At 38.5% G+C, this 13,524-nt stretch carries 13 protein-coding genes; 5 read left to right on the top strand and 8 right to left on the bottom strand.

The features are described from left to right. Positions 1-6: 6 nt before the first annotated feature. A complete protein-coding gene (locus PMI_RS15690) occupies positions 7-915 on the top strand; it encodes a glycosyltransferase family 2 protein (RefSeq protein ID WP_012368658.1) in 909 nt (302 codons plus the stop codon). Between the two features lie 26 nt (positions 916-941). Here the strand turns inward: PMI_RS15690 and PMI_RS15685 are convergent, their stop codons facing one another. From PMI_RS15685 to rfaQ, 5 genes are read right to left on the bottom strand one after another with little or no spacing between them, the layout of a single operon-like run. Beyond that, the gene (locus PMI_RS15685; RefSeq protein WP_012368657.1) at positions 942-2,003 is read right to left on the bottom strand and encodes a glycosyltransferase family 9 protein; all 1,062 of its coding nucleotides are present in this window, start codon (positions 2,001-2,003) and stop codon (positions 942-944) included. 1 nt (position 2,004) lies between these two features. Further along, positions 2,005-2,967: a polysaccharide deacetylase family protein gene (locus PMI_RS15680; RefSeq protein WP_012368656.1), complete on the bottom strand. Its 963-nt coding sequence runs from the start codon at positions 2,965-2,967 to the stop codon at positions 2,005-2,007. 36 nt (positions 2,968-3,003) lie between these two features. Further along, a complete protein-coding gene (locus PMI_RS15675; protein WP_004249931.1) occupies positions 3,004-4,101 on the bottom strand; it encodes a glycosyltransferase in 1,098 nt (365 codons plus the stop codon). After that, complete coding sequence (locus tag PMI_RS15670; RefSeq protein WP_012368655.1) at positions 4,098-5,228, bottom strand: glycosyltransferase family 4 protein; 1,131 nt, start codon at positions 5,226-5,228, stop codon at positions 4,098-4,100. Before PMI_RS15670 ends, PMI_RS15675 begins: the two co-directional genes overlap by 4 nt. After that, positions 5,225-6,289 carry a putative lipopolysaccharide heptosyltransferase III gene (rfaQ, locus tag PMI_RS15665; RefSeq protein ID WP_004249934.1) on the bottom strand — a complete coding sequence of 355 codons (1,065 nt, stop codon included), beginning with the start codon at positions 6,287-6,289 and terminating at the stop codon, positions 5,225-5,227. Before rfaQ ends, PMI_RS15670 begins: the two co-directional genes overlap by 4 nt. Before the next feature lie 217 nt (positions 6,290-6,506). Here rfaQ and waaA point away from each other — a divergent pair, with 217 nt between their 5' ends. The 3 genes from waaA to coaD are packed head-to-tail and all read left to right on the top strand — an operon-like array spanning position 6,507 to position 9,038. Then, on the top strand, positions 6,507-7,784 hold the full coding sequence (gene waaA / locus PMI_RS15660) for a lipid IV(A) 3-deoxy-D-manno-octulosonic acid transferase (protein WP_004249935.1): 1,278 nt from the start codon (positions 6,507-6,509) through the stop codon (positions 7,782-7,784). Then, positions 7,784-8,563: a glycosyltransferase family 2 protein gene (locus PMI_RS15655; RefSeq protein WP_004249936.1), complete on the top strand. Its 780-nt coding sequence runs from the start codon at positions 7,784-7,786 to the stop codon at positions 8,561-8,563. The genes waaA and PMI_RS15655 overlap by 1 nt, the downstream gene beginning before the upstream one ends. Continuing rightward, on the top strand, positions 8,553-9,038 hold the full coding sequence (gene coaD / locus PMI_RS15650; protein ID WP_004246474.1) for a pantetheine-phosphate adenylyltransferase: 486 nt from the start codon (positions 8,553-8,555) through the stop codon (positions 9,036-9,038). Before PMI_RS15655 ends, coaD begins: the two co-directional genes overlap by 11 nt. On the opposite strand, the gene mutM is transcribed toward coaD, so the two are convergent. Then, a complete protein-coding gene (gene mutM, locus PMI_RS15645; protein WP_004249937.1) occupies positions 9,035-9,859 on the bottom strand; it encodes a bifunctional DNA-formamidopyrimidine glycosylase/DNA-(apurinic or apyrimidinic site) lyase in 825 nt (274 codons plus the stop codon). The genes coaD and mutM overlap by 4 nt on opposite strands. 121 nt (positions 9,860-9,980) lie before the next feature. Between mutM and rfaL the strand changes: the two genes are divergently transcribed. Further along, a complete protein-coding gene (gene rfaL / locus PMI_RS15640) occupies positions 9,981-11,249 on the top strand; it encodes an O-antigen ligase RfaL (protein ID WP_012368654.1) in 1,269 nt (422 codons plus the stop codon). Here the strand turns inward: rfaL and PMI_RS15635 are convergent. Both PMI_RS15635 and PMI_RS15630 read right to left on the bottom strand, forming a co-directional pair. Further along, positions 11,242-12,420, bottom strand: a complete 1,179-nt coding sequence (locus PMI_RS15635; protein ID WP_041707109.1) for a glycosyltransferase family 4 protein — start codon at positions 12,418-12,420, stop codon at positions 11,242-11,244. The genes rfaL and PMI_RS15635 overlap by 8 nt on opposite strands. Further along, positions 12,417-13,523 carry a glycosyltransferase family 4 protein gene (locus PMI_RS15630; protein WP_004246479.1) on the bottom strand — a complete coding sequence of 369 codons (1,107 nt, stop codon included), beginning with the start codon at positions 13,521-13,523 and terminating at the stop codon, positions 12,417-12,419. The genes PMI_RS15635 and PMI_RS15630 overlap by 4 nt, the downstream gene beginning before the upstream one ends. Between the last annotated feature and the right edge of the window lies 1 nt (position 13,524).

The following is a 13,524-nucleotide window of genomic DNA, read 5'->3' as shown; positions in this document are numbered from 1 at the left end:
TCCATTATGATTTTATCTATTATAGTTAACATAAAAAATCTAGAGGATTTAGTAGAAAAATGTGTTAACTCCATTTCTTATAGCTTAAGGAATTGTGATCCAAATGACTATGAAGTTCTTCTTATAGATGACAACTCAACAGATAGAACAGAAAATATTTTAAAAAAATATGTAAATCATCATCCTTCATTCCATTATAATAAAGTATTCTTTAATAATGTTGGTAAGGCAAGAAAACACGCTATTTCTTTATGTAAAGGTGATTATATTACATTTATAGATGGTGATGACTTCTTCTCTGATTTTGATATGTTAGATATTTTTACTATTCTTAATAAAGAAGAACCAGATCTATTTATAACTAAAATACAAGAAGTTTTTAATGAAAAACAAATAATAAAAGAACAAGGAAAAATAGAATATAGAACAGAAAGTAAAGATGAAATTATATCAGAATTTTTAATTCATAAAAAATTTCAGGCTCACCTTTGCAGTAAATTTTTTTTACGAGAGATAATGTTAAAAATTGAATTCCCTGATGTTTTTTGTTATGAAGACGCTTTCTTTTTTCCAAAATATCTAAATTTATCCAATAAGTTTTTATATTCTGATAATATTTTATATAACTATATAAAACATCAAGGTAGTCTTTCAAATAACCTAAGTAAAGAAAAAATAGAATTAATGGCTAAGGCTATTCTTTCTATGCAAGAGATATTCCCTGAAAAATATATCAATTTAAATATATCGCATTGTATAATTCATTTATATAAATATAAAACAGAACTTAGTTCTGATACAGTAAATAAATTAAAAGATAAAATTAATAAAATTAACTTAATTAATTTTATCTTTGATAAATCAATAAAAATAAGCATCAAAAAAAGATACTTAAGAATCAAATTTATAAAATAAACTCTAAAAGATAAGGTATTAATATCTTATCTTTTTATCTTATCAAAAACTTCATCAACTGTAATAATTTTCATAGGCATATCAATATATTCTAATAGGTTTACTCTTTTACTAATTACCGTATGTAAATGCTTATCCTGATAAGGCCCTGTCCATGTTGGGTCTGCCGTCACAAATAAACTCACTGTGGGTACTTGTAATGCTATTGCCAAATGTAGCGGGCCAGTATCTCCCGTGATTAATACCGCCATGGTTTTTATTTGGCTTAACAGATCAGGTAGTGAGGTTTTACCTACCAAATTTTCTATATTTTGATGATATCTTTCAGGTAACAAAGCAAAAAATTCTTCTGGCAATTCCAGCTCTCTCGATGAACCTATTAGCTTTATTTGTAATAATGGCGCACTATCAATTAATTTTTTCGCTAATTCCACAAAAGATCCAACAGGCCATCTACGCTCTTGTGTTGATGCTCCCATCTGAAAACCAACAATGTTATTTTTACTTTGAGCTAATGGTTCTATTTTACAAGGGAGCTCCATTCTAGTATCAGTACTATCAATTCCTAAATTATAAATAAGATTAAGTTTAGTTTGAATGATATGTCCTTTCCCCGGCTGATATTCGGCCACAAGCCACTTTCTAAACCAGGCTGGAATAACATCATAAGTATTGCGTAAAATATATTGGCAACCTGCCATCACGGCAAATAATACGTCATAAGGAAGATGGGAATGTAAAATAATCGCTAACTCAGGTTTATACTTTTTAACTTGTAAAGCCACCGGTAACAAGTTTCTGATCTTATTATCCCAATACACCACACTATCTATTTGCTCATAGTTTTCCACTAACAACTTATTTTTTACACTAGAAACCAGTGTGATATGTGCATCAGGATAATGTGCACGAATTGCTCTGATGGCTGGGGTATTAAACATAAAATCCCCCAGCGCTGTGGTTGAAAAAATAACAATACTGTTAAATTTGATATCAGATGAAAATGTTGCCGTTTTTTTCATCTTACCAAAGAGTGGGTTATAGAGATTTAGAAAATAGTGCACCCATTTTAATTTCTTTAACTTCATCTTATTTTGCCTGCACTTTATTTTGATAATACTCAGCCAATGTCATTCCCTGTACTTTATCTTGTAAGAAATTAAATAGTGTTTCTAAATCATTATATAAGCCATCAATATCTTGTTCTGTTCTAAAAGTAGGGCTTCCACCAGGCATAAACTCTGAAGAGTGCAACATAAATTCAATATGAGAGTGACCTTGGGCTAAAGATTTTTGTGCCACTTCAATCATCTGTTGGGCATTTCCCCCTTTAGGGCGTAACCAATTAACTGAAGGTGAGCGTCGTTTACCTCTTAGCCTATCGTACCCTCGCTTAATTTTATTCATAAAAGGGGAATGTTTATATTGAATACTCATTGGCACTTCAAGTAACGTTGAATTCCCTGCTTTGCTGATATCATTAACATCCATAAAGTACGCATGGCTTGGGAAATTACTGTAATCTGTACCGCCTGATTGTGCCGGATCACCTTTAGTAAAACGCCAATCGACTTTTGGTGTGACTGAGCAATCGACTTGATAACCAAATTCAATCAATAGCTGCGCATAAGTTTCATTAAATGCCCAACGCCCAGCACGGTGACTTAACATTTTTGTTTGTAGTTTATTTTCCAGTAAGTCAGTCATAAAGGCAATTTTATCGCGCATCTGCGATTTGGGGTATTCAATTAAATAAGGCTGATAATGGAGATCATTGTCCGTTAACGCAACAATTGGGGGACTATTCCATGCATGAAGGTGCATACCAATTTCCCCAGTGTTACGGGCTATCACATCTTGTGCAAACTCAATATAGGCTTCATCTATTGCCATTTCATAGTTGGTTAGCCAAACGGGTTTAAATTGAAAACGTTCGCAAAGTTGCTGAAAACGGGGTAAAAAATGCGTATTTTGCGTAGTAATATTATGCTCATTTTCCCAAAGATTATCGCCTTCGGTATCTAATGTGATAATAAATGCTGGTTTTTTCATTGAAAAATACCTAAGTCCTCTTTGAGAATAAGATAGCTAAATTAATGAAATATACTGACGGATCACTTCATCAATATCAAATTTTTGATACATATTAGGCGTAATTTTAGGCGGGTTAAAGTAAGCTAAACGCATTTTTTCAGCCAAGGATGCTGAATTTAATTCAGACTTATAATCTGCTAATTCACCCTCCATAATTTCACTGATCCCACCAAGGCAATTAGTACTTACTATAGGGGTATTACAAATAAGTGATTCGACTAAAACATTTCCTAAGCCTTCACTATCAGAGCTTAATACCACCGCTTTAGCATCTTTGATCACAGGGAATGGATTGGCTAAAAAGCCAATTAAGCTCACTTTATTTTCTAAATTTAGTGCAACAATTTTATTTTTAATATTGCTGGTGACCTCAGAAGATCCCTGTCCTGCAATCAATAATTTACAAGGTAGATTGGCTAAAGCAAACGCTTCTAATAAGCGGTCATGGCGCTTTACTTGATGAAAACGACCAATATGCAATAAATAATCCTGCTTTTGGTAGGGATTATTTTCTGATGCCAATGTTCTGATTTCTTGAATATCAAATGGGTTATAAATTGTTTTTAATTGATTAGGGACAATTTTAATGTTCTCTATTAAATCTTGTCCTGCCGCATTTGATACCGTAATAATATTTTTACCCTGATAGACTTTTTGAATTTTCTTCTGTTTTAACCAGCGGGAAAAACCTTTTTTATTGCCTAAATAAGACTGTGAAAAAATACCGTGAATACAATACCATACATTCTTATCTGCCAGTTGTTTTGATAGTGCAACAATTCTGTCAGTCTTATGTAAGTTAGAGACAATTAACGCAGGAATGCCTTTGCGCGCAAACAATGCCTGAAGGGTCTTATCCATCGAGTTGGCACGTCGTTTTAATTCTGTTTGTCGATAAAATAAGCCATGGTAACTATCTGCATCAATTAATAGTTCAATATCTGCAGGAATGGCATAGTCACATTTTTCTGCTAATGAGAGTAATGTAACTTGATAACCACGTTGACTTAAGCCATGACAAAGCCTGATCGTGACATTTTCAGCGCCACCACCCGGTAATCCATCAATAATAAAAAGTATATGTTCCTTCATAGGCTAAGAACCTTTTGGTAAAGCTCGATCAGTTGTTGAGACAAATTCTCAGGCGTATAGGGTAGTATCTTATTTCGTGCAGCCTTAGACATCTTATTACCTAAGTTATCGGCCGGAATACTCTCTATTGCACCGATCATTGCGGGTATATCTAATGCATCTGTGACAAATCCATTTAGACCTTGTTCAATAAATTCTGCTCCACCACATGTATCACTGGTGATCACCGGTAATCCACATGCCATAGCTTCTAAAATAACATTAGGAAAAGGATCATACAGAGTGGGTAACAATAGTCCATCAGCCATTTGATAGAAAGGTAAGGTGTCTTTCTGTACACCTAAAAATAAGATCCTTTGATGACAGTTTAATCGATGAGCTAATTGTTGGTATTTCTTGTACTCTTTGTCTTGACCAATCACCATCAGGTAAGCATTAGTATGACTAATCGCCTCAATAGCAGCTCTTAACCCTTTACGTTCAAACCCTGAGCCGACATAAATAAAACACTTACCCTCAACCGGAATATGATATTGCTGACGTAATTGTTGCCGATAAAGAGCCGTGGCAGGGAAAAAACGCTGATGATCAATCGCATTATAAATCACACTAATACGTTCACTTTCAACGCCAAAATCTTCCATCACCTCACGTTTGACCATTTCTGAATTGCAAATCACCCGTTTTAGCTCAGGAGATTGATACATCTCTTTTTCTGCGTTCATTACATAACGATGATAACAACTATTTAGCAGTAATTTACTTCGTAAGGGTGATAAAACCCGAGAGCGTTGCAGTAACCAACGGCGATGTACACCATCTCCTGCGCGGTAAATATCACAACCAGCAATACGTTCATGGCTTTGTACTAAATCAAACTTTTCTTGTTGCCAACAGTGTCTTGCTGCTTGTGCAAACCCTTTTTCACGGCTAATCCGTCCCCATTTAAAAGGGTTAACAATATGAATATGCCATTGTGGTTGCACCGCGCCAATCCAAGAGCGTGTAATCACATTCAACTCTACGGATTGATTATCTAACGCTTCCAGTGCGCGAGAAACAAAACGCTCAGCGCCACCGTCTGGTCGATATTTTTGACGTACTATCGCCAAGCGGAATGTATTCATTTTAATTGTCTCCTTACGGCTTCAAGTACATCTTTAACAGGAATTAAACTTAAATAACGCGTTTGCGTGTTGGTATGTACATCATCAGGATCTGGGAGTTCTCCATAATTTCCCGCCCATAAAACTTCGCCAATATGTTGCCATGGCGACCAATGAAATAATTTTGATGGACCAAACAGTGCCACCAGTGGCGTTTTTAGTGCTGAAGCCATATGCATTGGTACTGAATCAACTCCAATGAATAACTCAGCATTATCAATCAATGCACCAAGTTGCGGTAAAGATAACTGCCCTGATAAAGAGACGCTATCATTTGTCTTACATCCTTGAATAATGGTATCAACCATCTCTTTTTCTCGGGAGTCTGGTCCTGATGTTAAAACAATTTGATGTCCCTGTTGTTGTAGAGTATCTATTAATTCAGACCATTTATGCTCATCCCAACATTTAAAGAACCACCGAGACGTCGGCTGGATCACAATATAAGGGGTTAATACACCATAAGCTTTTAATTTTTCCATCACAGCCTGTTTGTCTTGATGGCTGTATGTCATGGATACTTGCGTATCTATTTGTTGCAATGACAGCGGTTGTAGTAGTGCTAAATTTTGTTCAACAATATGTCGATTATCAACTGAGCCTAATGGGATTAAATCACTAAAACACTTTTTCCAAACAGGACTTTGTCGTTTATAAATATCATAGCCGATACGGACTTTTGCGCCTGTAAAGCGGGTAATAAGCGCACTATTCCACTGATCAGCTAAATTAATCACCACATCATATTGTCGATGTCTTAACTGATTAACTAACCGCCACTCATGGCGAAACCGAGCTAATTTACCCTCTTTTTTCCAAGCCTTGTCTAAGGAAAAAATATTTTCAATAGCAGAGAAATTCTCAATCATGGGTGCGGTTTCTTTGTTAATTAAAACATCAACCTCCACATTTGGATAATTCGCTTTTAGCGTATTAATAACAGGGGTAATTAACAACGTATCACCATGATGGCGTAGTTTTATAATTAGAACCCGTTGTATTAATGTCATTTTTTTACTCATAACGCTCCAAAAGCACCCTATTGATCCGTTCTATTATTTGATTATAAAAAATTTCCTCACTAATTTCTTAAATAATCTGAATAATCTGTTTTTAGTACACCAAAAAGCCGTTAAATGATAAATAACGTGGTCTATCATCATATCATTTGTTTTTACACACTTTCTCCTACACAGTGTGGTACTATAGGCTTTCGTCCAGATAAGTGAATTTGATAGCATGTTGTTGCGTTTATATCAGGTACTTCTTTACCTTATTCAACCTCTGATTTGGCTACGTCTTTTATTACGCAGCCGCAAAGCACCCGCCTATCGCAAACGGTGGGGTGAGCGCTATGGCTTTTGTCGAGACAAAGTCGCGCCTCATGGCATTTTATTGCACTCCGTTTCAGTGGGTGAAACACTTGCCGCTGTACCTCTTGTTCGTGCATTACGCCACCATTATCCCGATTTACCTATTACCGTCACCACCATGACACCAACAGGCTCAGAGCGCGTACGCTCTGCATTTGGTGACGATGTGTACCATGTCTACCTTCCTTATGATTTACCCGGCTCAGTTAATCGTTTTCTTACAACGGTTGATCCTAAATTGGTGATCATCATGGAAACAGAGCTGTGGCCAAATCTTATCTCACAGCTTTATCGTCGCAAAATCCCATTGATTATTGCTAATGCTCGCTTATCAGAGCGCTCAGCAGTGGGTTATCAAAAACTAGGTAGTTTTGTCAAAACGATGCTGAGAAAAATTACCTTAATTGCTGCCCAAAATCAGGAAGATGGCGAACGTTTTATTGCTTTAGGGCTAAAACGCTCACATCTGCATATTACCGGTAGCTTAAAGTTTGATATCTCGGTCACCCCTGAGCTCGCCGCTAAAGCAGTGGCATTACGCCGCCAGTGGGCAGCACATCGCCCTGTCTGGATAGCCACCAGTACCCATGAAGGGGAAGAGGCGATTGTCTTAGATACCCATAAAAAATTACTGGCACAATTTCCTCAACTGTTGCTGATTTTAGTTCCCCGCCATCCTGAGCGTTTTGCAAAAGCAGAGCAACTTACCCAAGAGGCCGGCTTTAAATATACCCTACGCAGTAGCGATGCTATTCCTGATGCACAAACCCAAGTGGTGATAGGCGATACTATGGGGGAGTTAATGTTGCTATATGGTATTGCTGATCTGGCCTTTGTTGGAGGCAGTTTAGTCGAGCGCGGTGGACATAACCCATTAGAAGCCGCAGCTCATGCTATTCCGGTCTTAATGGGGCCTTATACTTTTAATTTTAAAAATATCTGTGCCAAGTTAGACCAAGCTGAAGGGCTAATTACCGTCACTGATAGTGACTCTATGGCGACGGCAATCGCCTCATTACTCAATGATGAAGATTATCGCCGCTATTATGGACACCATGCCGTTGAGGTACTTCATGAGAATCAAGGGGCGTTATTGCGCTTATTAACCTTACTCTCTCCCTATCTGCCACCACGGAGTCACTAATGAGTGAAAGTAAACGCCTCTCGGTCGTGATGATCAGTAAAAACGTTGCGGATGTTATTGAAGCATGTTTAGACTCGGTACAATGGGCTGATGAAATTATTGTTTTAGACTCAGGGAGCGACGATGCAACTTGCCAATTGGCCCGTGAAAAAGGGGCTAAAGTATTTAGCAATACTCCATGGCCGGGGTTTGGTAAACAGCGACAATTAGCACAGCAATACGCCACAGGCGATTATATTTTTATGATTGATAGTGATGAGCGTATTACCCCTGAGTTAAAAGCCAGTATTCAAGCCGTGTTACAACAACCTGAACCGGGTGTGGTTTATAATTGTGCTCGCCGTAACCTGTTTATGGGCCGTTTTATGAAACATAGTGGTTGGTATCCCGATAAAGTAACCCGCCTTTATGCTCGTGAACAGTATCAATATAATGATAATTTGGTTCATGAATCATTAGAAACCCAAGGTGCAACCATTAAAACTTTACCAGGGGATCTGCTGCATCTTACTTGTCGTGATTTAATCGAGTTCCAACAAAAACAGCTAAAATACGCTAAAGCATGGGCACAAGAGCGCAATCAGCAGGGTAAAACTACCCGTTATAGCGCTATTATTAGCCATACACTGGGGGCGTTTTTTAAAACTTGGTTACTGAGAATGGGTATTTTAGATGGAAAACAGGGATTAATATTGGCATTTGTTAATGCACAGTATACCTTTAATAAATACGCCTCATTATGGGAACTTAGCCGGAAAAACCGTGAATATGAAAAATAAAGCTATCTACCCTGGAACCTTTGATCCCATCACCTATGGGCATATTGATATTCTCACTCGTGCTGCGGGTATGTTTGACACGGTGTTATTAGCCATTGCTGCCAGCGCCCGTAAAAACCCTATGTTTAGTTTAGAAGAGCGTGTCGCTTTAGCAAAAGAAGTCACCCAACACCTGCCGAATGTGGAAGTTGTCGGCTTTTGTGAGCTAATGGCGAATTTTGCTAAAAAACAGCAAGCGACCATTTTGATCCGTGGCGTACGCTCGGTTTCTGATTTTGAATATGAGTGGCAACTGGCGAATATGAACCGTCATTTTGCCCCAGATCTCGATAGTGTCTTTTTGTTACCTTCACAAAATCTCTCTTTTGTTTCTTCTTCACTGATCAAAGATGTGGCGCGTCATGACGGCGATGTATCGACTTTTTTACCTGAAGTGGTTGCTACAGCAATGCTACAAAAACTCGGTAAGCGTTAATCGGTTATTTCACCATGTTGGCAATGTCGGCAAAAGAAAGTGCTACGTTGCCCCTGCTTAATACTTTCAATAGTATGACCACAAATTAAGCACGCTTTATCTTTGCGCCCGTAGACAAATAGCTCTTGGGCAAAATAACCTGGTTTACCATCAGATTGTAGAAAATCTTTTAAGGTGGTTCCCCCTTGCTCTATCGAGCGAGTTAATACCGTTTTAATGGCATTAACCAATACGTCACACTCTTGCTCGGTTAAGCTACTGGCTTTTCTATCTGGCATGATCCCTGATGAAAAGAGTGCTTCGTTCGCATAAATATTGCCAACACCCACCACCAGCTTGTTATCCATTAGCCATGGTTTGATGGCGATTTTTTTATTTTTGCTTTGTTGATATAAATATTGCGCGTTAAATTGCGCCGAAAGCGGCTCTGGCCCTAAATGGGCTAATACGGAGCTGGTGGCTAGATCTTCACACCATAGCCATGCACCGAAACGACGCGGATCGGTATAGCGTAGTACCTTGCCATCACGAAACACTAAATCAATATGATCGTGTTTCTCTTCAGGCTGCTCTTCTGGCAAGATACGTACACTGCCGGACATGCCTAAATGAACAATGATCCACCCTTGATTTAATTCAATTAACAGATATTTAGCGCGCCGTTTAACACTTAAAATCGGTTCATCCAGCAAGGTTTTGATTTTTTCAGAAACAGGCCAACGTAATTTACTGTTACGCACTATTGCGTAGTGTAAGATATTGCCCACTAAATGAGGCTCAATACCTCGGCGACTGGTTTCAACTTCTGGTAATTCTGGCACAAGTCACTCCATTATTGTCACTTGAGAAATACAGCGATAACATCATTTTTATTGTATGATGAGCCATTCATCCCCACAAACCGCTAGAGCAATATAACATAAAGGACAGTGGCAGCTTATTATGATGTTGTTTAAAGACGATAGTAAAAAATCTTTGTGGAATTTATCCATTATTGGACTTTACATTATATTGATCTACTTACCCGATATCACTCGCTATAAAAATATAGTGATGGGGTTGATTGGTGCAACGGCACTTTGGTATCTGGTGCGTGATTTTCGCACTATTGGTCAGATTTTTAAAAATAATCTCGCCTATGCGCTGTTTTTCTTATTGCTCGCCATTGGCTATTCAGTCGTGATTTCCGTAGAGCCCGCACTGAGTCTAAAAGAGATTAATAAGCCGATTTTAAATGGCTTACTGCTCTTTGCCATTGCGTTTCCCATTGTATTGTATAAAGAAACACCTACGGCAATTGCAAAGATGGTGATGGTGTCATTCGCCATGGGGTTATTGGTGATTATGGCAAAGGAGTTGGCGCAGTATTATTTGGAATATCAGCAAAATATTTTGCCTTTTACAAAAAAAAGTCAATTAGCGCATAGAGAAATCTCTTATGCACTACTATTTTTCTTTCCTATTATATTGGCCTTATGGGCATTGAAAAAAAATCATTCGATAATTAATTGGCTTTTATTAAGTGTGGTTAGCCTATTATTTTTATTTGCAATTTTAGGGACATTAGCACGCGGGGCTTGGGTCGCATTAGCGATTAGTACATTACTTATCTTAATCATTAATCGCCAGTGGATATTTACTTTACTCAGCATGGGTATCTGCGTTGCGCTCTTTTTCGGTGTAACACAATTACCTAATAACCAATTTATTAACGCCAAACTTAAACATAAACTATCGCAAACCAATAGCGGACTAAGATTTGATGGTGGTACCCAAGGTTCAGCCTTAGATTTGATCTTAGCACAACCTATTAAAGGCTATGGTTATGGTAATCAGCTTTACCATAATGTTTATAATCAGCAAGTAAAACAGCATAAAAACTGGGTATTTAAAAAATCCATTGGTCCCCATAATGTATTTTTAGCTTTCTGGTTTGCCGGCGGTATTTTGGGGTTAATAAGTCTACTCTATTTTTGCGCGTCTTTTATCGCTCAGGGTATTCAATTGATCCGCAAAAATCAGGGGATTACTCGCCAAGCAGCGCTGGTGTTATTAATGTCGTTTTTAGGGGTTTATGTACTACGTGGATTATTTGAAAATGCCTATATTAATCAAGTGGGTATTTTATTAGGGTTAATGTTAGCATTGCGCTATTCATTATTAAATCAGCCCTCAGCAACACCGACCCAAGAAGATACATCCGTTAGCTAATCAGTTTATTGATGGTATGTAAAATCGTCTCTGCCCGTTTATCCCAGTTGTAATAATTTTCAACTAATGAGCGGGCGTGATTGATTTTCTCACTGGTACGTTGTGGCTCTTCTCTTAGTAATTTAATTTGTTGGGCAAAACTCTGCGCATCACCACTATCAGCAAAACTTACCGCTTTTTCATCCACCACATCACGAATTGATGGAAAATCTGAAATAACCACCGGTTTTCTCATCGCCATATATTCAAACAGTTTTAACGGAGAGGTGTAGCGACTACCGATACTGGTTAAGGTTAAAGGCAACACACAAATATCATGTCGAGCAATCGCCTGAAAGCGTTGTTTAGGATCGATAAAACCAAGAAAGTTAACTTTCTCTTTTACATCCATCTCCTTAGCAAGCAATTGTAGCCCTTTAATTTGCTCAGCCGTTCCACCAGCAATATTCAGTCTAGCGTTATCCAGATATTTCATCGCTCGCATCATGGTGGGGATCCCTTTCCATTTATGCAAACTACCTAGATAAAGTACCTCTGTTACATTATTGGTCGTAGCGGTTATATCTCTATGGCTATCTTTGTTGCTATCTGCGGCATATAAATCCACCCCATCGGGTACAATAGTAATAGGCGTGGTTACTTGATATTGCGAAATAATATCGTCCCTTAACAGCGAGGTCAGCACAAATACTGCCGTTGCGCGACTGTATACCAACTTCTCCATTTTTAGCAGTTTATGGTATTTCAGGCGATTTTTTTTCGTTTCAAAAGAGTGCGACTCTGCAAAAGATTGCGCAAAAATCTCATGGCTTTCGAAAAAAAGCGGAATATCTGCATGGTTCTCAGCCAGATAGCAGGCCAGTTTTAAATTACGCGTAAATAGTGCATCAACAGGGTGTTGTTTTAACCAACGTGCAATTTGTAATGAAAATAGCTTTTGCGAATTAAAGGGAAAATACCATTTACGTCTGATATCTCTTAGCGCAATTAACTGCGCATTGCTATGAATATCACGCCCGAGAATATCGCTATCTCGATACTGTCCTTTGGGGGTGACTAGCGTCACTTGTGCACCGGCACGGGCAAACGCATCAACGTTTTGCAATATTTGCAATGAAGCCACACGCAAATCGGGAACGGGATAAGGATCAAGATAGGCGATTTTCATCATTCTGTTTTTAATGCCTGTAGTAATCGTTGTGCTGAATGTTGCCAAGTATAGTGAGAAGCAATGCGTTGGCGTGCATTTTCACCCATTGCTTTACCTCTATCCGGCAATGCCCGAAGATGGTTGATGGCTTTCACCATCGCGGTTACATCACCTGGGGTTACCAATAATCCTGCACTTTGCTCATTGCCTACCACCTCAGGAATACCGCCGATATAGCTGGCAATCACCGGTTTTCCGCATGCCATTGCTTCTGCAATGGTGATCCCAAATGCTTCATCGCCGATACTCGGGAAAACCCCTGCATCACAAGCGGCATAAAACTCAGGTAACATTGCATGCTCAACAGGTTGATGAAAAATAACTTGTTCAGCAACACCTTTTACCATCGCTTTATTTTTTAATTGTTCCAGCGCATCACCCGCGCCGATGATCAGTAACTTAACGTCTTCATCTCGCAATTGGGCTATTGCATCAATAGCAACACTTAAGCCTTTCCAACCGACTACACGCCCCGCAAATGCCAATAAAAACGTAGGATCACTCACCCCGAGCTGTTGGCGCAAAGATGTTGTCATAGGCTTAAACTTTGCCATATCAACACCATTATAGATAACCGCAGGAAATTGTTTAAAATGTTGCTGAATTTGCCAAGCATTAAAATGGCTACACGCAACCCAGGCAGAGATTTTTTTCGCCAGTTTACGATCGCCTTTAAAAAAGCTGGTGCCACCACTCATATAACAAAAACGTGTCGAGCAAGATTTGGGCATCATTGCAGGCCAAAAGAAATCAAACGGCTTAGTTAAAATAACCCAATCAAAATTTTGTCGAATAACATCTTGTTTAGCATAGCGAGCAAAACTATAACGTTCAACAATACGACGAAAACGACCACCGAGATCGATAACTTTCTCTCTTGGTGTATAAGGATAGGTATGAATATGAATTTGTCGGCCTGCTAGTTCATGCCTGACATCACCATTGCCCCCATAAAGATGTACCTCATGTCCCGCATCATGTAACTGTTTGGCAAGCTCCCATACTGCGGTTTGGATCCCACCATAAGACATTGTGATTGTGACATCAATTAAGCCAATCTTCATG

This window comes from Proteus mirabilis HI4320 (assembly GCF_000069965.1).
GTDB lineage: Bacteria > Pseudomonadota > Gammaproteobacteria > Enterobacterales > Enterobacteriaceae > Proteus > Proteus mirabilis.
The sequence above is the reverse complement of the archived record's forward strand: the minus strand, read 5'-3'. Positions and strand labels throughout refer to the sequence as shown.

Bases quoted from the DNA above. Each gene is read 5' to 3' on its own strand.
- PMI_RS15690 (WP_012368658.1), top strand. From the start codon at position 7: ATGATTTTATCTATTATAGTTAACATAAAAAATCTAGAGGATTTAGTA.
- PMI_RS15685 (WP_012368657.1), bottom strand. From the start codon at position 2,003: ATGAAGTTAAAGAAATTAAAATGGGTGCACTATTTTCTAAATCTCTAT.
- PMI_RS15680 (WP_012368656.1), bottom strand. From the start codon at position 2,967: ATGAAAAAACCAGCATTTATTATCACATTAGATACCGAAGGCGATAAT.
- PMI_RS15675 (WP_004249931.1), bottom strand. From the start codon at position 4,101: ATGAAGGAACATATACTTTTTATTATTGATGGATTACCGGGTGGTGGC.
- PMI_RS15670 (WP_012368655.1), bottom strand. From the start codon at position 5,228: ATGAATACATTCCGCTTGGCGATAGTACGTCAAAAATATCGACCAGAC.
- rfaQ (WP_004249934.1), bottom strand. From the start codon at position 6,289: ATGAGTAAAAAAATGACATTAATACAACGGGTTCTAATTATAAAACTA.
- waaA (WP_004249935.1), top strand. From the start codon at position 6,507: ATGTTGTTGCGTTTATATCAGGTACTTCTTTACCTTATTCAACCTCTG.
- PMI_RS15655 (WP_004249936.1), top strand. From the start codon at position 7,784: ATGAGTGAAAGTAAACGCCTCTCGGTCGTGATGATCAGTAAAAACGTT.
- coaD (WP_004246474.1), top strand. From the start codon at position 8,553: ATGAAAAATAAAGCTATCTACCCTGGAACCTTTGATCCCATCACCTAT.
- rfaL (WP_012368654.1), top strand. From the start codon at position 9,981: ATGATGTTGTTTAAAGACGATAGTAAAAAATCTTTGTGGAATTTATCC.
- PMI_RS15635 (WP_041707109.1), bottom strand. From the start codon at position 12,420: ATGATGAAAATCGCCTATCTTGATCCTTATCCCGTTCCCGATTTGCGT.
- PMI_RS15630 (WP_004246479.1), bottom strand. From the start codon at position 13,523: ATGAAGATTGGCTTAATTGATGTCACAATCACAATGTCTTATGGTGGG.